The sequence below is a fragment of the Arthrobacter mangrovi genome, assembly GCF_026011795.1.
GTDB classification, from domain to species: domain Bacteria; phylum Actinomycetota; class Actinomycetes; order Actinomycetales; family Micrococcaceae; genus Crystallibacter; species Crystallibacter mangrovi.
Genome location: NZ_BRVS01000005.1, coordinates 22037 through 41265 on the forward strand (window position 1 = coordinate 22037; position 19229 = coordinate 41265).

Below are 19229 nucleotides of genomic sequence, written 5' to 3' on the forward strand. Positions count from 1 at the left end.
GTCCGCATTTTGGCCGTGCCGCCCCTGCCTCGAGCTCGGGGTTATTTCCCCTGGTCCCGCTTGCCGTCGGTCCCGCCGTCGAAGAAGTCGCGCGCCTCTTCGGCTCCGCGGTCATCCTTCGCAGCGGATTGGGCCTCGGCGGCCGGGGCGGAAGAGCCTGCGGCCGGCCGGCCGGCCTCACGGGTACCGGTGTCAACTTGGCTTCCGGCCTGAACCGGGCGTCCGGCGGGAGCCTGCATCTGCACCGCCTGCTCCGGCGTCCCGCCTGCTGCCCCGGCCTCGACCGTGGCCGGCGGGACCGTCTCCGCGCTGCGGTACAGCAGGCCGGCGATAACGGCGCCCAGCAGCGGAGCAACCCAGAAGAGCCAGAGGTCGCCCAGCGCGGCCGGCTCGGCGAAGTACACACCGGCCGTGGAGCGGGCCGGGTTCATGCCCGCGTTGGAGATCGGGATGAGGACCGCGGTCAGGACTGCGAACGCCAAGCCGACCGCGTACGGCGCGCCGCGCAGCCGCTCCTTCGAGGACGTCGTGCCGAGATAGACGGCGACAAGGACGGCGGTGGCAATGGTCTCGGCGAGGAAGACTCCGGCCATCCCGAAGCCCAGTTCGTCGCCGCTGGCATACTTGTTCGCCACCGAGCTGAACACCTGGGCGGCCTGGCTGCCCACGGGATGGCTGAGCATGACGACCCACAGCACTACGGCCGCGAGCGACGTTCCCGCCAGCTGCGCGATGACGTAGGGGAGGACGCTCTTCCAGCGGGTCCGTCCGGCGAGGGCGCTGCCCAGCGTGATGGCCGGATTGAAATGGCCGCCGGAGATATGCCCGAAGGCCAGCATCCCCGCGACGACGGCGAACCCGAAGCCGAAGGGAACGGCAAAACCGCCCTGGGGATTGAACATGCCGATGCCCATGGCGCCAAAGAACAACAGGAAAGCACCCGCGGCCTCGGCTGCGATGCGGGCCGACAGCCCGTAGCCCTCACCCAGGCGGAGCGGGCGTGCAGCCGCCGGTCCTGCCGCCTCCGGTCGCGCGGTCTGGTCTGCCGACATGTAGTATGTACCTCCTCTGACCGGCCAGAGGCCGGCAATTTTTAACACAAACGGTTACAGCGTTTCACCGCTGACTGGGAATTCGCTGAACGCTGGCTGGATTATAGGCTCCGGTCCTCCCCCATAGACTGGTCGGGTGAACGACGCCCAGCACCCCGGGGAATCCGGTTTCCCCTCCACAGGCACCCCGAGTTCGTCGGGCGTGGCCGGTCCCATCGATTTCCCGTCGCGCGTGCGCGGCTGCCTGCTCGGCGGGGCGCTTGGCGACCAGCTGGGCTATCCCGTCACCGCCAGCAGCCTGGAAGGCATAAGGATCCGGTTCGGAGCCGAGGGCCTTCGCAGCCTCGACCAGCTGCCCGGCGGTGCCCGCATTTCCGGCACGACGCAGCTGGCGCTCTACACTCTGGATGCGCTCATCGAAGCGCTCGAGTGGGCGAATTCCGGCACCGCCGCCGATGAGACCGCGTGCCTGTGGCTGTCCTATCTGCGCTGGTACGCGGGTCTGGAAGGCGGGTTCCCGGAAACGGCACCGCATCCCCTCCCTCGCTGGATCGACGAACAGCAGCTTCTGCACGAGCGCCGCTCCCCCAGCGCTGCCTGCCTGGCGGCTTTGGCAACGGGCGAGATGGGCAGCCGCGCCCGGCCGCTGAACACCGCGGCCGAGGGCGCCGAGAGCGTCGCCCGGTCCGCAGCCTTCGGGCTGCTGCCGCATGTGGCGGCGGAATTCACCGCCCGCCTCGCGGTTCACGGCGCCGCATTGACCCACGGGCATCCCGTAGCGCATCATGGCGCGGCGGCCTTCAGCGGCATGATCCGGCTGCTCGCCCACGGGGATGCCTCACCGGCCCGGGCCGCGGCGGCAGTGCTGGCGGACATGGAATCCGACCCGGAGGCCTCACGCCTGGCCGGCAGGCTGCGGGCCGCCCTGCGGCTGGGCGAGTCGGGACAGGTGCCGCTGGAGGAACTCCGGGATGCACTCGGCGCCGGTCTGGCCGCCGACGAGGCCCTCGCCGTCGCACTGTACGCGGTCCTGGCCGGTTCGGACCCGGACCCGCAGGAACACTTCCGTTCCACACTTGCCTTGGCCATTAACGTCGACGGCGACAGTTCCGCCATCGGCAGCATGGCCGGCAGCCTGCTCGGCGCCTTTTACGGCGAGGCTGCGCTGCCGCCGGCGTGGCTCGCCAGCGCCGAGGGGACCGAGGAGGTCACCGGAATGGCAGCCCTCTTCCTGGCCCAGACCGCCTGAACCCGGGCCATTCGGACCGCCTAGGAGTATCGCGTGACCGAAGAGCACAACCCCGCAGACATCCAGTCGCTGCACGGACGGACCATCGTAGTGACCGGCGGCAACGCCGGACTCGGCTATTTCGCCTCGGAGCAGCTGGCGGCGGCCGGAGCACATGTGGTCATCGCGGCGCGGAACCCGGCGAAGGCCGCCGCCGCGGCGGCCGCTATCACCGCGCGCATTCCCGAGGCGCGGATCAGCTGCCAGCCGCTGGATCTGGCCAGCCTGGACTCTGTCCGAGAGACAGTTGCGTCATTGGCCCGGCTCGACCGTATCGACGCGCTGCTGGCCAACGCCGGGGTCATCGGATCACCCACCCGGCGGGACACGGCCGACGGCTTCGAACTGCAGTTCGGCACCAACCACCTGGGCCACTACGCGCTGATCTGCGGCCTCCTGCCGGAGCTCGAGCGGCGCCGCGCGCGGATAGTCCACGTCGGCAGCATCAGCCACCGCTGGGTCCGGACTGACTTCCGTTCCGCCGCCCATCCGGAGCGCTACTCCAGCTACCGCCAGTACGCGCTGTCCAAGCTCGCCGTCATGAGCTTCGGCTTCGAGCTGGCCCGTCTCCTCGAGCTGTCCGGCTCCGGCGTCAGTTCCGTGGTGGCGCATCCCGGCTACGCCCGCAGCATGTTCACGCCGTCCCGCCCGGGGGTCGAGGGCCGGCCGCATCCTGGCCGGGTCCAGCAGTTGCTGGCCCGCCCTTTGGCCCAGGGCAAGGACGACGGCGCGAGGCCGCTGGTGCGCGCCGTCGGCGGCCCGGATGTGTGCAGCGAAGACTACTGGGGGCCGGACGGCTTCTTACAGCTCACCGGTCGGCCGGCAAGGGTCCGGCCGCGGCGGCACGCCCTCGAGCGCAAATGCGGCGTCCCGCCTCATCGATCTTTCGCGCGACCTGACCGGGGTCCGGCTCCCGCTATAGGCGGGGCCGCACCGGCGGTTTTGCCGGGCGGGCCGCTCCCGGCGCACTGCAGGACACGCCGCTAGGCGCTGGCCGCCGGCCATTCGCCGCCGAGCATCTGCAGAAACTCGCCCTCGGAAAGGACTTCGATCTGCTGGCCCCGGCCGTGCAGCTGGAGCACCTTCTGCGCCTTGGCGGTGATCCGGCCGCGCTTGAGGTCCGCCGCGACGAAGCCGTCCCCCACCACGAGCACGGTGGTCTTCCGGGTGACGCTGCTGGCCGGCTGCGCGCCGAGGGCGGCCGCGCGGCTCTTGGCCTGCTGCCGTTCGATGCCCAGGTTGCCGGTGAAGACGACGGTCTGGCCGTACAGCGGATGTGTCCTGTCCGCGTCCGCGTTCGCGGGCGGGTTGGCTCCCTCCTGCGGCCAGTAGGTCCAGGCCGTCTGCGGCACCGGACCGCCCGCCTGCAGCTCCTGCCGCTCGCGGGCCGCCAGGGTGGGCTTGGAGACGCCGTCCCGTCCCGGCGTGTACTCCTGCAGGCGGGACGCCGAGAGCTGCAGTCCCAGGAGCAGTTCCGCGACGCTCGAGGCCTGGCGGCGTCCGGCGATGTCGATCATGATGCCGGCGCAGGCACGTGCGTCCTCGACCGCGTCGTGGTGGTTGCGCAGCGGGACTCCGGCGGCCTCGGCGACGAACGGCAGCGAGTAGGACACCAGCGAGTAGCTCCGCCGTGCAAGGATCACTGTGCAGGCATAGTCGTACGCCGGACCAGCCAGCTCCGATACCTCCAGCGCGGAACGAATGACGCCTAGGTCGAAGGCGGCGTTGTGCGCCACGACCAGGTCTCCGCCGATGAAGCCGGCCATTTCGGGAAACACGTCGCCGAACCGCGGCTTGTCCGCGACCATAGCCGCGGTGATGCCGTGGATCTGCACGTTGCGGGGATCGAAGCGGTCGAATCCTTCCGGCGGGCGCATCAGCCAGGAGGCTTCCTCGACGACCTTGCCGTCCCTGACCTTGCTCAGCCCTACCGAACATGGGGAGCCCCGGAATCCGTTTGCTGTCTCGAAGTCAATGGCCGTGAACTCAATTCCCACGTCGCCAAGACTACCCAACGCCTCCGACAGTCACGGGGAGGCGCGACGGCGGCGACCCGGAGCCGGGGGAACCCTCGGCTCCCAGGCCCGGCCGCCGCCGTCGTACTCCCACCGGAGCATCAGGGTGTGGCCCGGCGCAGGGTCAGGTAGGAACCGCAGGCCAACGCGGCACAGAACACCGTAGCCCAGCCCGAAACACTCAGCGGGGTCTGTGCAACGAACCATGCGCCGACTTCCGGCCACAAGCCCTGCCACGTGGCCAACGCCACGAGCCCCAGCAGTACTACCGCCACCGCGATCCACACCACCAGCATGCCGGTCGCCTGCCACCGCTTGTAGATCGTGGCGAACCAGAATCCGATCATGAACAGGGCCACCATGGCGATGAAGTAGAAGTAGATCTGCACCAGCGCCGGCTGGTCGGCCAGCCACCCCAGCGCATACAGCTGGCCGTTCACTCCCCAGCCGCCCGTGGCCTTCTCGATCAGGCCGAGTACGTAGTAGAGGACGCTGATGGCCAGCGCCACGACCGCGAACAGCCCCAGCGTGCCGATGTAGAACGTCCGCCGGCTGACGCTCATGGCCTGGGAGAACGGGAACGTCTGCGTCATCGACATGATGCCGAGGGCGAGGAAGTACCACATCACGGACTGCGCGGCCCCCGAGTACATGGCCCCGCCGCCGCTGGGAACGAGCGCCCAGATGGCATAGGTGATGAGGAACGCGCTGGCCAGGATGATCGCCGGGATGCCCAGGTACGTCCACTTGTTGATCAGCTGCATGCGCGCCACATTGACCACGCGGTTCATTTCGTTGCCTCCAGTTCAGCGTCGCTGTCCCGCTCCCCCACGGAGAGGTCCGTTCCAGTCGCGGCCATGGTCTTCCGCACGATCAACTGCTGCAGGGTGACGGGCGCCAGTTCAAGTCCCAGCTCGCCGGCCTCGGCACGTTCCCGCGCACTCAGCCGGGCATCGATAGTGACGGAGGCCAGCGAGGCGAATGTCTCCCGGTGGAGCACCGAGCGGCCCGCCGTGAACTCCCCGACCAGCGCGGCCGGCCCCACCACGGTGACGGCCGAGCCGCGGATGGATTCGGCGTCCTCGTCAACGAGGATGCGGCCCTTATCGATCAGGATCACGTGTTCCAGCAGGTTTGCCACCTCGTCGATCAGGTGCGAGGAGAGGACGATGGTCCGCGGGTGCTCGGCGAAATCCTGCACGAGACGGTCGTAGAAGATCTGCCGAGCGACCGCGTCGAGCCCCAGGTACGGCTCATCGAAGAACGTGATTTCGGCCCGCGATGCCAGTCCGATGATGACTCCGACCGCGGAGAGCTGCCCGCGTGAGAGCTTCTTGATCCGCCGCTTGGCCGGCAGCTGGAACTCCTCGACCATGCGGTCCGCAAAGGCCTGGTCCCAGCCGGCGAAGAACATCGAGGCCGCCTTGAATGCCTGGGCGGGGGTGAAGTCGTCCGGGTACTTCTGGGATTCCCGGATGAAGCAGATCCGGCCCAGGACGCGATCGCTCTCGTAGGGGCGGTGGCCGAAGACCCGCACCTCGCCCGAGGTCTGGAAACCCTGCGCCGTCAGCACGGACATGAGGGTGGTCTTGCCGGCACCATTGCGGCCCAGCAGTCCGTAGATCTTGCCGCCCTCAAGGGTCAGATCGACGTTGTCCAGCGCGAGCGAGTCCTTGTACTTCTTGCTGACGTTCCGCACGCTGATGACTTCAGGTGTGGCTGTGCCGGTCACTGTGCAACGCTCCCCTCGGGTAGTTGTGTACCGCTATCGCTGCGGCCGAGCATCTGCGTCAGCTGCTCGGATGTAATGCCCAGTTTTCGCGCCTCCCGGGTCAGCGGCTGCACGTACTGGCGGAAAAACTCTTCCCGCCGCCGTTCCAGCAGCTTCGCCCGGGCGCCGGCTGCGACGAACATGCCGATCCCCCTCTTCTTGTACAGCAAGCCCTCATCCACCAGCCTGCTCACTCCTTTGGCAGCCGTCGCCGGATTGATCCGGTAGAAGGCAGCGAATTCATTGGTCGACGGGACCTGGCTTTCCTCGGCCAGCGCCCCGTCGACGATGTCGTTTTCGATCCGTTCAGCGATCTGCACGAAGATCGGACGCGAGTCGTCAATCAGCACCTCCGCCCTCCTTCCGTTTCCCCCTGCCCCTTGTTCATTGGTTCAGTGGTTCATTACTTGTGTAACTAACCATAGCACCGGAACGACTTGCCGCGTCAAGGGTGGCGTCCGGCGGGGCTGCTAAGAGCGGGGAAGCACGACGACGGCGGACGGGGGTGAAGGGGGCGGATCACCCGGGCGGGGCTGCTAGGCGCAGGAAAGCACGACGACGGCGGGCAGGGCGAAGGGGGCGGAGCGCCGGGGCAGTCGGGGCGGACTGGCCCGCGCGGGGGAAACCTTCACAGAGTGTTTACTTCGGGCCCTGCGCCGCTATGCGGCCCGAGGTCTACGCTGGTCCCATGGACTACCGACCTGACCCTCATTGGTACGTCTTCGACTACGGCATGGTCATCTCGACCGCGCCGGAAGATGCTGATTGGCTGGCGATGGAAGACGCCGCGGGATTGGAACTGCGGCACCAGGCCAGCACCTACTGGAGGCACCGGCGCGACTACGACGAGGGACGCTTGTCCTCGGTTGAGTATTGGAGCCAGGTGCTGGGCCTCCCGGTCTCCCTGGGAAAAGCGGCCGAGCTGGACTCCCTCGATGCCTTCCAGTGGTCCCACCTGAACCTGGACACATTGGACGTGCTGGAACTGCTCAGCTCACGCTCCGCAGGCCTGGCCGTCCTGTCCAATATGCCTGCGGCCATGGCCGACGAGTTCGACGGCGCCAGCTGGACCAAGTACTTCGCGCAGTCCTTCTACAGCTCCCGGATCGGCATGACCAAACCCGATCCCGGCGTCTTCCGGCACGTGGCGGAGGAACTGGGTGCCGAACCTTCGTCGATCGTCTTCATCGATGACAAGGCCGAGAACATCGCCGCTGCCGCGGCGCTGGGCTTCACGACCGTGCACCACGTTCCGGGCACGGACCTGCTGCGCGAACTGCAGCTCTAGGCCGGGCCGCGGTTGCCGTTGTCCGGGGCAGGACCTGCCGTCAGGAGGCGGATTTCTTCCGGTTGCGCGTCTTGATGATTTTCGACGTGACCCAGTACGCGGCCAGGAGTACGACGACGGCGATCACGATCTTCTGGAAGATGCCGGCATACTGTTCGACGACGTGCCAGTTCTCGCCCAGGTAGAAGCCGGCCAGGACGAAAATCGTGTTCCAGACCAGGCTGCCGGCTGCCGTCAGTCCGAGGAACTTCCAGATCGGCATGCGCTCGATGCCGGCCGGGATCGAGATCAGTGAACGGAAGATCGGGATCATCCGGCCGAAGAAGACCGCACTGTAGCCGTGCCGGTTGAACCACGCTTCCGTCCGCTCCACGTCCTCGACGTCCACCAGTGGCAGCTTGTCGGCGATGGCGAGCATCCGTCGGCGGCCCAGCAGGGCGCCGAGCCCGTAGAGCGCCAGGGCGCCGATAACCGAGCCCAAGGTGGTCCACAGAAGGGCCTCAAACAGGCTGAAGTTGCCCCGGCTGGCCGTGAAACCGGCCAGCGGCAGGATGACCTCGCTCGGCAGCGGCGGGAAGAGGTTCTCCAGCGCGATGGCCAGGCCGGCTCCGGGGGCACCGATCGTTTCCATCACGTCGACGGCCCACTGGGCGACGCCGGTCAGGTTGGCGGATCCGGCGGACTGGGCGGCTACAGACGCGACGATACTCATAGTGCCTTCAAGTCTGCCCTATGCCTCTGCCCCGCTGCGAACCGGCGCGGGTAATCCGTGACGAAGGCCACTCGGAGTGCGGGCGGCAAAGCAGGCCGGTGGTCAGGAGAGGGCCTTGACCAGGTGCGGCAGGAGCGCCCGGAAGGCCTGGCCGCGGTGGCTGATGGCGTTCTTCTCCTCGGGGCTGAGTTCGGCGCAGCTGCGCTCCATCCCCGCCGGCTGCAGGATCGGATCGTAGCCGAACCCGTTGGCCCCCCGCGGTTCGGTCAGCAGGGTTCCCGCCAGGCGGCCTTCCTCGACCGCCTCCAGCTCCGGGGACACCACGCTGGCCGCGCATACGAACGCGGCCGCGCGGTGCGGCGCGGCGATGTCCGAAAGCTGGTCCAGCAGCAGGCGCAGGTTGGCGGCGTCGTCGCCGTGCGCGCCGGCCCAGCGCGCCGAGAAGATCCCGGGGGCGCCGCCGAGGATGTCCACGGCCAGGCCGGAATCGTCCGCCACCGACACCAGGCCGGTGGCCTCGAAGACCGCCCGGGCCTTGAGCAGCGAATTCTCGGCGAACGTCACGCCGGTCTCGGGCACGTCCGGCACTCCGGCCGCGGCGGCGTCGATGACCTGGGTATCCACATCCAGCCCGGGGACCTGCCCGCGCAGCAGCTCGCGCAGTTCCCGCAGTTTGCCTTGGTTCCGGGTGGCCAGGACCAGCCTGGGTGCCTCAGCCACGGATGACCTCGGCCAGGGTCTCGGTGAGGGTGTCGCGCTGGATCTGGGCCAGCTGCGCCGTCCCGGCCAGGGCAAGGTCCAGCAGGGCGTCCAGTTCCGCACGGTCGAACGGTGCGCCTTCGGCGGTGCCCTGGACTTCGACGAACTCCCCGGACCCGGTCACAACGACGTTCATGTCGGTCTCCGCGCGGACATCCTCGACGTACGGCAGGTCCAGCATGGGAACACCGTCGATGATGCCCACGCTCACCGCGGCGACCGTGTCCGTCAGCGGAGTCGCGCTGCGCGCCACCAGCTTGTTGTCCTTGGCCCAGCGCAGGGCGTCCGCCAAGGCCACGTAGGCTCCCGTGATGGCGGCGGTGCGGGTGCCGCCGTCCGCCTGCAGGACATCGCAGTCGAGCACGATCGTGTTCTCGCCCAGTGCCTTCAGGTCGATGATGGAGCGCAGGGACCGGCCGATCAGCCGGGAGATCTCGTGGGTGCGACCGCCGATCTTGCCCTTGACGGACTCCCGATCGGAGCGGGTGTTGGTGGCGCGGGGCAGCATCGCGTACTCAGCCGTGACCCAGCCGCGGCCTTCGCCCTTGAGCCAGCGCGGTACGCCGGCGGTCAGGGAGGCGGTGCAGAGGACCCGGGTGTTGCCGAACTCGATCAGCGCCGATCCTTCGGCCTGGTTGGACCAGCCGCGGGTGATGCTGATCGGCCGCAGCTGGTCCGGATTGCGTCCGTCGGCGCGGACGATGGCGGGCGCGGAGGAGCTGCGTTCTACTGAAGTCATGGCTCTACCTTATCGGGAGAGGCTAGATGATGTAGCTGACGCCTGCCACGGCCACCGCGAGGTCGCCTGTATAGCTCTCACGGGCTTCCTCGACCGTCCGCACCGAATCGTTCCAGGGCGGCAGGTGCGTCAGCAGCAGCCGCCGCACCGAGGCTTCGGTGGCGGTGGCACCGGCTCGCTTGCCGGTGAGGTGGACGCCCTCGATCGCGTCGTCGCGTCCCTCATGGAATGCGGCTTCGCACAGGAACATGTCCGAGCCGCGCGCCGCCTCGACCAGCGCGTCGCAGGCGTCCGTGTCTCCTGAGTAGGTCAGCACCCGGGTCACCGGGCCGCCGGAGCCCGGCTCGGTCGCTTCAATGCGCATGGCGTAGGCCTCGTCCACCGGGTGCCGGACGGGGTACGGGGTGATCGCGAACGGGCCGAGCTTGACGCTTTCGCGGTCGGCCCAGTGGTGGAACTCGAATTCCTCGGTCATTCCCGGATCGGGGTCGAGGCCGTAGGCAGTGGCCATGCGCAGCGCCGTATCGGCCGGGCCCCACACCGGAATGCGGCCCTTCGGCCAGCCGTCGGGGTTCCAGCGCACCGCAACGTGCAGGCCGCACAGGTCCATGCAGTGGTCCGGGTGCAGGTGGCTCAGGAAGATCGCGTCGATGTCCTCCAAGTCCATGTACCGCTGGGCGGTGCCGAGGGCGCCGTTGCCAAGGTCCAGCAGGATCCGCCAGGTCCGCTCGCCGTCGTACGCTGTGACCAGATAGCAGGACGCCGGAGACAGCGGACCAGGGAAGGAACCGCTGCAGCCGATTACGGTGAGGTTCATCCGCGCTCCCCTGCCGGCCCGCCGCCGGCCACTCGGCCGGTGCCGGCCAGGGCTGAATCGGCGCGGGCGGCGGCGATCATCTCGTCGGTGATCCGAGCGATGGCCCCGGTGGGGTACTGGGCGGAAACGTGGTCCACGTGTTCGACGGTCCGCACCTCGGGACCGAGGAAGCGCCGGGCGAGCACCTCGAACTGGCCAGCGTCGCCGGTGGCGATGAAGTGGTGCTGCGGCGGGATCCCGTCCTGCTGGAGCAGGCCGTGGCGTACCAGTGCACGGTACACGTCCTTCGCCGTCTCTTCCGCGCTGGAGACGAGCGTGACGCCGTCGCCCATGACGTAGGAGATGACCCCGGTCAGCAGCGGGTAGTGCGTGCAGCCGAGGACCAAGGTATCGATGCCGGCATCCTGCAGCGGCGCGAGGTATTCCTGTGCCGTGCCCAGCAGCTCGTCGCCCGCGGTCACGCCGGCCTCGACGTACTCGACGAACCGCGGACACGCGACCGAGGTCACGTCGAGGTGCGGCGCCGCGGCGAAGGTGTCTTCGTAGGCCCGCGACCCCACCGTGGCCGAGGTGCCGATGACGCCGATCCGGCCGCTGCGGGTGGAGGCGACGGCACGCCGGACCGCAGGCTGGATGACCTCGATCACCGGGATGCCGTAGCGGGCGGTGTACCGTTCCCGTGCGTCGCGCAGCACGGCGGCCGAGGCCGAGTTGCAGGCGATCACCAGCAGCTTGACGCCGGAATCCACGAGTTCGTCCATGACGCCGAGCGCGTTCGCCCTGACCTCGGCGATGGGCAGGGGGCCGTAGGGGCCGTTCGCGGTGTCCCCGACGTACAGGATCGACTCGTGCGGCAGCTGGTCTATGACCGCGCGGGCAACGGTCAAGCCTCCCACGCCCGAGTCGAAAATGCCGATCGGGGCAGAAGGTTGAATCGTTCGCGAAGCTGCACTGACATCCGGACTCATGATCTATCGAGAATAGTTCCTGCGTCCGGAGTTGCAGAACCCGAAGGCGTTCCGTGTAAGCCAATTCACACGCTTGTTTCCCCGGGTAACGGGGCCTGCGCTGCTCCGCGGCGGCACCGGGAGCATCCTAGGCCCGCGATCCGGGGTGGTGCAGGCCGGCCAGCAGCGACTGCATCAGCGACTCCTGCAGCCAGGTCAGGAAGTTGTAGACCAGGGCCAGGTAGGTCTGCAGGTCTTCGGCCTGGGACCAGTCGTCGATCTCGTGCAGCGCCTGGGCGTCTTCGTCCGTCTCGATGTCGAGCCGGTCGGCCAGCACCAGGCGGACGTCGTTGATGGCCCGGCCCAGCAGCTGCGCCTGTTCCGGGGTCAGCTGCAGGGGGTTCTGCTCCAGCAGCAGGGCTCCGGCCCGCAGGGCGGCCACCTTGTCCTCGCGGAGCGAACGCTCGGTGAAGCGGCGGAACTCCAGGGATTCGCCGTCGTTATCCTTGATTCCGTCCGGAAGGAGCCGCAGCAACGCGCTGTCCTCGGGCTTCGACGCCGTGGCATCCAGCCCGACAAGCGCCGCCAGCGGGTCCTCGTCCGCCCGGTCCGCGGGCTCGAGCATGCTGATGACGTCGTCGAAGAGCCGCCGGATCAGGTCCCGTTCGGCCCGCTCAAGCTCGCCGGTGATTCCCTTGCGCGTGTTCCTGAATGCCTTTGCCATGCCTATGCCTGGTTCGCCTTCTGGAACGTGGCCCAGAGTCCGAACGAATGCATGGCCTGCGTATCCCGCTCTGCCTTCTCGCGCGTGCCCGTGGCAACCACAGACTTGCCCTCCTGGTGCACCTGCAGCATCAGCGTGTTCGCCTTGGACTCCGGATAGCCGAAGTAGCTCTGGAAAACGTAGCTGACGTAGCTCATGAGGTTGACCGGATCGTTCCAGACGAGGACGACCCACGGCACATCGGTGGCTGTGTCCTCGCGCAGGAAGGTGTCCCGCCCGGTTTCCGCTTCGACGTCAACAACGGTGTTTCCCACTACCCCGGACAGCGCTGGAACCAGCTCAATTGTTGATGACATGAATTCCATTGTAGGCGCAGGACCTGCGCCGCTGCCTGTTCGGCGCCCGGGTACTCAGAGCGCTGCAGCTTGATTAGAGTTTGATCTGTGAGTACCGAAACAGGCTGGGTTCCGCCCGCGACGTCCCTCTACACCGACCATTACGAGCTGACCATGCTGCAGGCCGCGCTGCGTTCGGGCGCCGCCCGCCGTCGTTCGGTTTTCGAGGCTTTCGCCCGGCGGCTGCCGGACGGCCGGCGGTACGGCGTGGTGGCTGGCACCGGCCGCATCCTGGAGGGGATCCGCAACTTCACGTTCAGCGCCGACCAGCTGGACTTCCTTGCCAGGACCAAGGTCGTGGACACCCCGACCATCGACTGGCTGGCGGACTTCCGGTTCAGCGGCGATATCTACGGTTACGCCGAGGGCGAGGCGTACTTCCCCTACTCCCCCATCCTCACCGTCGAATCCAGCTTCGCCGAAGCTTGCGTGCTCGAAACATACATCCTTTCGATCCTCAACCACGACTGTGCCATCGCCTCGGCGGCCTCCCGGATGACGACCGCGGCCGGCGAGCGGCCCTGCATCGAAATGGGCTCGCGCCGCACCCAGGAGGAATCGGCCGTGGCGGCCGCCCGGGCCGCGATAATCGGCGGCTTCACCAGCACGTCCAACCTGGAGGCCGGGTACCGCTACGGGATCAGGACCGTGGGCACCGCCGCCCATTCCTTCACCCTGCTGCATGACAGCGAACGCGACGCCTTCGCCGCCCAGCTCGCATCGCTGGGACACGGCACCACCCTCCTGGTGGACACGTACGACGTCGAAACCGCGGTGCGCACCGCCGTCGAACTCGCCGGGCCGGACCTCGGCGGCGTCCGGCTGGATTCGGGCGACCTCGTGACCCAGGCGCAGTGGGTGCGCCGGCTGCTCGACGACCTGGGCAACCACAACACGCACATCACGGTCACGTCGGACCTGGACGAATACGCCATCGCCGCGCTGGCCTCGGCGCCGGTGGACTCCTACGGGGTCGGCACCGAGCTCGTCACCGGTTCCGGTGCCCCGACCGCGAGCATGGTGTACAAACTGGTGAGCCGGGAGAACGACGACGGTATCCAGGTCCCGGTGGCCAAGGCGGCCAAGAACAAGATCTCCAAGGGCGGCCGCAAGTACGCGCTGCGCCGGCTGGACGATCGCGGCGTCGCCAGCGCGGAAGTCATCGGCATCGGCCACCGCCCCGACAGCGACAGCAATGACCGGCCGCTGCTGGAGCAGTTCGTCAAGAACGGCGAGCTGCTGCCGGGCTTCACCGGCGCGGAGGCCGTCCGGCGCGCCGCCGAACGGCATCGGCTCTCGCTCGCGGAGCTGCCCGGCACCCACCGCAGGCTGCAGCGCGGCGAAGCAGTTATCCCCACGGAATTCGAGGAGCAGGCATGACACGGGCACTGGTCATAGTTGATGTGCAGAACGACTTCTGCGAGGGAGGGGCGCTGGGCGTCGAGGGCGGGGCGCAGGTCGCCGCGGACCTCAGCGAGCACCTGGAGAACAACGCCGCAGGGTACGACTTCGTGGTCGCCACGCAGGACTGGCACGTGGATCCGGGCAGCCATTTCTCCGACAATCCGGACTTCGTCGACAGCTGGCCGAAGCACTGCGTGGCCGGGTCCAAGGGGGCCCAGCTGCACCCCGAGCTGGACACCGAGCCGATCGACGCGTACTTTCGCAAGGGCGCCTTCGAGGCCGCCTACTCAGGCTTCGAGGGCGTGCTGGCGCCGGAGGACGAAGTGGCCACGGGCGACCTGGACGACGAGGACGCCGATGCGGCCGAAGACGTGATTTCCCTGGACGACTGGCTGCGGCAGAACGACGTCGACGAAGTGGTCATCGCGGGAATCGCGACGGACTACTGCGTCCGGGCCACCGCGCTGGACGCGGTGCAGGCCGGCTACACCACCTCGGTGCTGCTGCCGCTGACGGCGGGCATCAATACCGAGCGCGTCGCCGCGACCATCGCCGAGCTGGAGGACAACGGGGTCGAGGTCCTCCAGGACTGACGGCCCGGCCGCGTTACTTGCGGCCGATGAACCAGTCCTGGAGTTTCTTCAGGCGCTTGTTCAGCTGCTCCTCGTTCGCCTGGGCCACCGCAGGACCGCCGCAGATCCGGCGCAGTTCCGAATGCACTACGCCGTGCGGCATGCCGGAGCGGGCCGACCAGGCGGACACGTTCTTGGCCAGCTGGTTGCGCAGGTCGGTCAGCTGGCGGTGGTCGACGACGTGGGGTTCGGGAGCCGGAGCGGCTGAACCTTGGCGGCGCTTGCGCGACTGCTGCTCCTGCTGGCGCTGCCGCAGCAGCTGGCCGACCTGCTCGGCATCCAGGAGGCCCGGAATGCCAAGGAAATCGAGTTCGTCTTCCGAGCCGAGCTCGCCGCCGGTGCCGAATTCGCCGCCGTCGAAGAGTACGCGGTCAAAGGAGGCCTGCGATTCAAGCGCCTCGAACTTCTGCCGGGTGAGCTCGTCGGAGGCCTTATCCTCGCGGTTGGCCTGCTCCATCAGGGCCTCTTCGGGGATGAAGCCCTCGTCGTTGTCCTTGTCCGGCCGGTCCAGCGCGTGGTCGCGCTCCAGCTCCATCTGGTTGGCCAGCTCCATCAGGTTCGGCACGGACGGCAGGAACACGGATGCGGTCTCGCCGCGCTTCCGGGCCCGGACGAAGCGGCCGATGGCCTGGGCGAAGAACAGCGGTGTCGCCGTCGACGTCGCATAGACGCCGACGGAAAGGCGCGGGACGTCCACGCCTTCGGAGACCATGCGCACCGCGACCATCCAGCGCGTTTCCCCGGCGGAGAACTCCTCGATCTTTTCGGAAGCGCCGGCATCGTCGGAGAGGATCACCGTGGGCGATTCACCCGTGATGCGTTTCAGCTGGCCGGCATAGGCACGCGCGTCCTCGTGGTCCGTGGCGATGACCAGGCCGCCGGCGTCTGGAACGGCGCGGCGCACCTCCGTGAGGCGCTTGTCCGCGGCCGCCAGCACCGAGGGGATCCACTGGCCCTGCGGGTTCAGCGCCGTCCGCCACGCCTGGGCGGTGATGTCCTTGGTGACGGCGGCTTCGCCCAACGACGCCGAGAATTCGTCTCCGGCGCTGGTCCGCCAGCGCATCTGGCCGGAATAGGCCATGAAGATCACCGGGCGCACCACGTGGTCCCTCAGTGCGTTGCCGTAGCCGTAGGTGTAGTCCGCCTTGGAGCGGCGGATGCCGTCCCGGTCCTCGGCATACTCCACGAAGGGGATGGCGGCGGTGTCCGAACGGAACGGCGTTCCGGTGAGCGCCAGCCGCCGGGCGGCCGGATCGAACGCCTCCCGGATTCCGTCGCCCCAGCTGAGCGCGTCGCCGCCGTGGTGGATCTCGTCGAGGATCACCAGGGTCCGGGCCGCCTCCGTCTTGGCGCGGTGCAGCATCGGCTTCATGGCCACCTGGGCGTAGGTGACCGCGACGCCGATGAAGTCCTTGCCGTGCTGGCCGTCGGAGTTCTTGAAGTTGGGGTCGATGGACAGTCCAACGCGGGCGGCCGCATCGGCCCACTGGCGCTTGAGGTGGTCCGTGGGGGCGACGACGACGATCCGGTTGACCGTGCCGCGCTCCACCAGTTCGGTGGCCACGCGGAGGGCGAACGTGGTCTTGCCGGCGCCCGGGGTGGCGACGGCGAGGAAGTCCCGGGGTGCCAGGGTGAAGTATTTTTCCAGCGCCTCGGCCTGCCACTGGCGCAGTTTGGGTGCGGTTCCCCACGCCGCGCGTTCCGGGTACGCCGGAGGCAGCGCCGGGCCGGAACCGAAAAGAGTCGTCTCCTGGCTCATCTGGGCGAAAGCTCCTTGCAGTGCGGTTGATTGATCGTTTGCGGCATGCGGGCACGGCAAAAACACGGCCAGCCGGCGGGTCAGCCGGCTGGCCGGAGGCGTGTCAGATGCTACTTGCCGTTTCCGGAGTCATCCTTGCCCGGGCGGAGGCCTTCGTAGATCTCCTTGCATTCCGGGCAGACGGGGAACTTGTTGGGGTCCCGGCCGGGAACCCATACCTTACCGCAGAGCGCGATCACGGGTTCCCCCGAGAGCGCGGACTCCATGATCTTTTCCTTGCGCACGTAATGGGCAAACCGCTCCCGGTCGCCCGGTTCGAGCTCTTCGCGCTGCTCTTCCCGTTCAATCGTCGCGGTCGAACCGCCCGGCCCCTGGGGCTGGCGGTACGGGTCGTTTTCGAAAGGATCAGGGGGCAAAGTCATGGAACCATCTTAGCCGCTCGTCCCGCCAGGCGGCTCACCGGTTGATCGCGACGGCCTGCAGCAGTTCCGGCGCGCGCCTGTCGTACCACGCGCCGCCGGCCCGCACGCCGATCACCAGCAGGGCCGTGCCGAGCACCAGCCCCACCGCCAGCGCGAGCCAACTGAACAGCGGGGCGCCGGTCACCATGGCCGCCAGGGCCAGGGCGGCTTCCGGCAGGGCGATCAGGACCAGCACCAGCATGCCCAGCATCTGCACGATCATCATCCGCGCGGCGGACCCCGGGGGCGTCTTGAAGGGGCTCTCCCCCGGCAGTGGCACGTTGTAGGTGTACCGGGCGGACACTACGCTGGACAGCCCCAGGCCGCTGAGCAGCACCCCCAGCGACAGCCCCAGCGTGGCCGGAAGCAGCTGCCAGGAGCCGAGGAAAAAGAACGGGGCCACGGCAAAAACCAGGGTCACGGGCAGCGCGAACGCCGCGCAGGCAATGACCCGGCCGGCCCGGTCCGCCCTTCCGCTGACGCCGGAGGTGACGTGGAGGGCGAAGGCCGTGTTGTCGTAGGAAATGTCCGCCGAAATCGCGAACGAGAGCAGGAAGGCCATGATGGGCCCGAGCCACAGCATGAAGCCGAAATCTCCCGCGGGCGCGAACGCGAAAGCCATCACCACGGGAATCAGCGGGATGGAGATCAGGGAAGCCCCGTAGCGCGGATCCTTGAACCAGTAGGTCAGCGCCCGCGCCGCCACTGCCCCTGTCGGCGTGGCGGGGAACCGGGAGAACCAGCCAAGCCTGCCGGCCCCGCGGCGGGTCACCGCATTGTAGGGAGGCGTCACCAGCGCCCGGGCGAGGCTGAGCTTCCACAGCCAGGCAATGAGCGCCAGGAAGGCGGCGCCGATCCCGAAACGTGCCGCCGCGGTGCCCCATTGGCCGACGGCGATGTCCCCCGGGGCCGCCCAGATGCTGCCCAGCGGTGTCCACGCCAGCGTTTCCGCCAGGGCCGGCAGGAAGTCCTGCGAGCTCTCCAGCCCCTCCGTGATGCCGATGATGATCGGGCCGAGCAGCATCAGGGGAATGATGCCGATCACGCCGCTGAGGTCCTTGAACCGGCGGGAGCTTGCCAGCGTGGTCGAGGCCGAGGTCGTCAGGCGCGAAAGCACGACGGCGGTCAGGGCCGCTACGGGGGCGCAGACCACCGCGGCAATCATCGCCGCCGGGTGCTGCCACCACGCCGCGGCCTGGCCCAGCGAGGCGAGCAGCGTGACGGCTCCTGGAATGCCGATCAGACCGCCCAGGGCCAGCCCTGCAAGCAACTGCGGCATCGGGATCGCGAACGGCACGAAACGGGCGGGGTCGAGCGTCATGTCCACGCCGGTGGCCACCATCGGAATCAGCGCCCAGCCAAGGAAGACAGCGGCCCCGGCAAGGATGATGGCCGTCCTGGCCATGTCCGGTTCGCCGCTGCCCAGGAAGACCAGCCCCACCAGCAGCATGCCGAGCACACCCACGGCGTACAGCGCGCCAAGGATGACGCCGACCAGCTGCCAGGGGCTGCGCTTGAATCCGTTGCGCAGCAGGGTGAGTTTGAGCCTTAGGAGGTGCGCAACCACGACAGTCCTTCCGACCGGCCGCGGCCGCCGACCAACTGGACGAAGCGGTCCTCCAGGCTGGCGCCGTCACGGACCTCGTCCACCGTTCCGGCCGCCAGGACGTTGCCCTGCGCGATGACGGCCACGTGGTCGCACATGCGCTGCACCAGGTCCATCACGTGGCTGGAGACGATGACCGTGCCGCCGGAGGCAACATAATCGTGGAGGATGTCGCGGATGTTCGCGGCGGAAACCGGGTCGACCGCTTCGAACGGTTCGTCCAGGACCAGCAGCCTCGGCGCATGGATCAGGGCTGAAGCGAGCGCGATCTTCTTCGTCATGCCGGCCGAATAGTCGACGACCAGCGTCCCGGCGTCGCCGGCGAGGTCCAGTGCGCGCAGCAGATCCGCGACGCGGGAAGCAACGGTGGCGCGGTCCATCCCGCGCAGCAGGCCGGCGTAGGTCACCAGCTGTTCGCCGGTGAGCCGGTCGAAGAGCCGCACGCCGTCCGGCAGGACGCCCATCAGTTGCTTGGCGGCCAGCGGCTGTGCCCAGACGTCGGTCCCGTGGACCCACACCTGCCCATAGTCCGGACGCAGCATGCCCGTTGCCATGGACAACGTGGTGGTCTTTCCGGCGCCGTTCGGACCGACGAGGCCGTAGAAGGAACCCGCCGGCACGTCAAGGTTGATGCCGTTCACCGCGATCTTCCCGCCGAAACGCTTGGCCAGGCCGCGCAGCGCCAGCGCGGGGGCAGCAGGCTGCGGCCGGTGCGGGCCGGCGCCGCCGATGGTGCCGGTGAGGCCGACGGCGGTGCGTGCATCGCCGCGCCGGGCGGCGTCAGGCAAGGGGTCCTGCGGCCCTGGGCCGGCGGGCTGGACAAAGTCGGGCGAAGTCATGAGGCCAAACTAGCAATCGGC

At 68.5% G+C, this 19229-nt stretch carries 21 protein-coding genes; 5 read left to right on the forward strand and 16 right to left on the reverse strand.

Going from position 1 to position 19229, the window contains the following annotated elements; translation table 11 throughout:
• Nucleotides 1-41 precede the first annotated feature (41 nt).
• Nucleotides 42-1052, reverse strand: a complete 1011-nt coding sequence (locus AHIS1636_RS06095; protein ID WP_264794934.1) for an MIP/aquaporin family protein — start codon at nt 1050-1052, stop codon at nt 42-44.
• Nucleotides 1053-1188: 136 nt separating this feature from the next.
• Between AHIS1636_RS06095 and AHIS1636_RS06100 the strand changes: the two genes are divergently transcribed.
• On the forward strand, nt 1189-2301 hold the full coding sequence (locus tag AHIS1636_RS06100) for an ADP-ribosylglycohydrolase family protein (protein WP_309298579.1): 1113 nt from the start codon (nt 1189-1191) through the stop codon (nt 2299-2301).
• Between the two features lie 33 nt (nt 2302-2334).
• Nucleotides 2335-3327: an SDR family NAD(P)-dependent oxidoreductase gene (locus AHIS1636_RS06105; protein ID WP_264794935.1), complete on the forward strand. Its 993-nt coding sequence runs from the start codon at nt 2335-2337 to the stop codon at nt 3325-3327.
• Here AHIS1636_RS06105 and AHIS1636_RS06110 read toward each other — a convergent pair.
• The 4 genes from AHIS1636_RS06110 to AHIS1636_RS06125 form a co-directional block, all read right to left on the reverse strand.
• Nucleotides 3324-4337 carry a 3'-5' exonuclease gene (locus AHIS1636_RS06110; protein WP_264794936.1) on the reverse strand — a complete coding sequence of 338 codons (1014 nt, stop codon included), beginning with the start codon at nt 4335-4337 and terminating at the stop codon, nt 3324-3326. The two genes, AHIS1636_RS06105 and AHIS1636_RS06110, sit on opposite strands and share 4 nt — an antisense overlap.
• A 119-nt stretch (nt 4338-4456) precedes the next feature.
• On the reverse strand, nt 4457-5146 hold the full coding sequence (locus tag AHIS1636_RS06115; RefSeq protein ID WP_264794937.1) for a hypothetical protein: 690 nt from the start codon (nt 5144-5146) through the stop codon (nt 4457-4459).
• Nucleotides 5143-6087, reverse strand: a complete 945-nt coding sequence (locus tag AHIS1636_RS06120; protein ID WP_264794938.1) for an ABC transporter ATP-binding protein — start codon at nt 6085-6087, stop codon at nt 5143-5145. The genes AHIS1636_RS06115 and AHIS1636_RS06120 overlap by 4 nt, the downstream gene beginning before the upstream one ends.
• Nucleotides 6084-6473 carry a GntR family transcriptional regulator gene (locus AHIS1636_RS06125; RefSeq protein ID WP_264795276.1) on the reverse strand — a complete coding sequence of 130 codons (390 nt, stop codon included), beginning with the start codon at nt 6471-6473 and terminating at the stop codon, nt 6084-6086. The genes AHIS1636_RS06120 and AHIS1636_RS06125 overlap by 4 nt, the downstream gene beginning before the upstream one ends.
• 341 nt (nt 6474-6814) lie before the next feature.
• Between AHIS1636_RS06125 and AHIS1636_RS06130 the strand changes: the two genes are divergently transcribed.
• Nucleotides 6815-7414, forward strand: a complete 600-nt coding sequence (locus tag AHIS1636_RS06130) for an HAD family hydrolase (RefSeq protein ID WP_264794939.1) — start codon at nt 6815-6817, stop codon at nt 7412-7414.
• A 40-nt stretch (nt 7415-7454) separates the two neighbouring features.
• Here the strand turns inward: AHIS1636_RS06130 and AHIS1636_RS06135 are convergent, their stop codons facing one another.
• The 7 genes from AHIS1636_RS06135 to clpS all read right to left on the reverse strand — a co-directional run bounded on the left by AHIS1636_RS06135 (nt 7455) and on the right by clpS (nt 12468).
• Nucleotides 7455-8126, reverse strand: coding sequence for a DedA family protein (locus AHIS1636_RS06135; protein ID WP_264794940.1), 672 nt, complete (start codon nt 8124-8126; stop codon nt 7455-7457).
• Nucleotides 8127-8228: 102 nt separating this feature from the next.
• Nucleotides 8229-8846, reverse strand: coding sequence for an RdgB/HAM1 family non-canonical purine NTP pyrophosphatase (gene rdgB / locus AHIS1636_RS06140; RefSeq protein ID WP_264794941.1), 618 nt, complete (start codon nt 8844-8846; stop codon nt 8229-8231).
• On the reverse strand, nt 8839-9624 hold the full coding sequence (gene rph / locus AHIS1636_RS06145) for a ribonuclease PH (protein WP_264794942.1): 786 nt from the start codon (nt 9622-9624) through the stop codon (nt 8839-8841). Before rph ends, rdgB begins: the two co-directional genes overlap by 8 nt.
• Before the next feature lie 22 nt (nt 9625-9646).
• Nucleotides 9647-10441 (reverse strand): MBL fold metallo-hydrolase, encoded by a 795-nt coding sequence (locus tag AHIS1636_RS06150; protein WP_264794943.1) that lies wholly within the window; start codon nt 10439-10441, stop codon nt 9647-9649.
• Nucleotides 10438-11409 (reverse strand): glutamate racemase, encoded by a 972-nt coding sequence (murI, locus tag AHIS1636_RS06155; protein WP_264794944.1) that lies wholly within the window; start codon nt 11407-11409, stop codon nt 10438-10440. Before murI ends, AHIS1636_RS06150 begins: the two co-directional genes overlap by 4 nt.
• A gap of 127 nt (nt 11410-11536) precedes the next feature.
• Nucleotides 11537-12112, reverse strand: coding sequence for a DUF2017 domain-containing protein (locus AHIS1636_RS06160; protein ID WP_264794945.1), 576 nt, complete (start codon nt 12110-12112; stop codon nt 11537-11539).
• Nucleotides 12113-12114: 2 nt separating this feature from the next.
• On the reverse strand, nt 12115-12468 hold the full coding sequence (clpS, locus tag AHIS1636_RS06165; protein ID WP_264794946.1) for an ATP-dependent Clp protease adapter ClpS: 354 nt from the start codon (nt 12466-12468) through the stop codon (nt 12115-12117).
• Nucleotides 12469-12555: 87 nt separating this feature from the next.
• Here clpS and AHIS1636_RS06170 point away from each other — a divergent pair, with 87 nt between their 5' ends.
• Together AHIS1636_RS06170 and AHIS1636_RS06175 are read left to right on the forward strand one after the other, a co-directional pair.
• On the forward strand, nt 12556-13887 hold the full coding sequence (locus AHIS1636_RS06170; protein ID WP_264794947.1) for a nicotinate phosphoribosyltransferase: 1332 nt from the start codon (nt 12556-12558) through the stop codon (nt 13885-13887).
• Nucleotides 13884-14504, forward strand: coding sequence for an isochorismatase family protein (locus AHIS1636_RS06175; RefSeq protein WP_264794948.1), 621 nt, complete (start codon nt 13884-13886; stop codon nt 14502-14504). The genes AHIS1636_RS06170 and AHIS1636_RS06175 overlap by 4 nt, the downstream gene beginning before the upstream one ends.
• Nucleotides 14505-14517: 13 nt before the next feature.
• On the opposite strand, the gene AHIS1636_RS06180 is transcribed toward AHIS1636_RS06175, so the two are convergent.
• The 4 genes from AHIS1636_RS06180 to AHIS1636_RS06195 all read right to left on the reverse strand — a co-directional run bounded on the left by AHIS1636_RS06180 (nt 14518) and on the right by AHIS1636_RS06195 (nt 19208).
• The gene (locus AHIS1636_RS06180; protein WP_264794949.1) at nt 14518-16302 is read right to left on the reverse strand and encodes a DEAD/DEAH box helicase; all 1785 of its coding nucleotides are present in this window, start codon (nt 16300-16302) and stop codon (nt 14518-14520) included.
• 110 nt (nt 16303-16412) lie between these two features.
• Nucleotides 16413-16724 carry a DUF3039 domain-containing protein gene (locus AHIS1636_RS06185; RefSeq protein WP_264794950.1) on the reverse strand — a complete coding sequence of 104 codons (312 nt, stop codon included), beginning with the start codon at nt 16722-16724 and terminating at the stop codon, nt 16413-16415.
• 34 nt (nt 16725-16758) lie between these two features.
• The gene (locus AHIS1636_RS06190; RefSeq protein ID WP_264794951.1) at nt 16759-18330 is read right to left on the reverse strand and encodes a transporter; all 1572 of its coding nucleotides are present in this window, start codon (nt 18328-18330) and stop codon (nt 16759-16761) included.
• Nucleotides 18312-19208 (reverse strand): ABC transporter ATP-binding protein, encoded by an 897-nt coding sequence (locus AHIS1636_RS06195; protein WP_264794952.1) that lies wholly within the window; start codon nt 19206-19208, stop codon nt 18312-18314. The genes AHIS1636_RS06190 and AHIS1636_RS06195 overlap by 19 nt, the downstream gene beginning before the upstream one ends.
• Between the last annotated feature and the right edge of the window lie 21 nt (nt 19209-19229).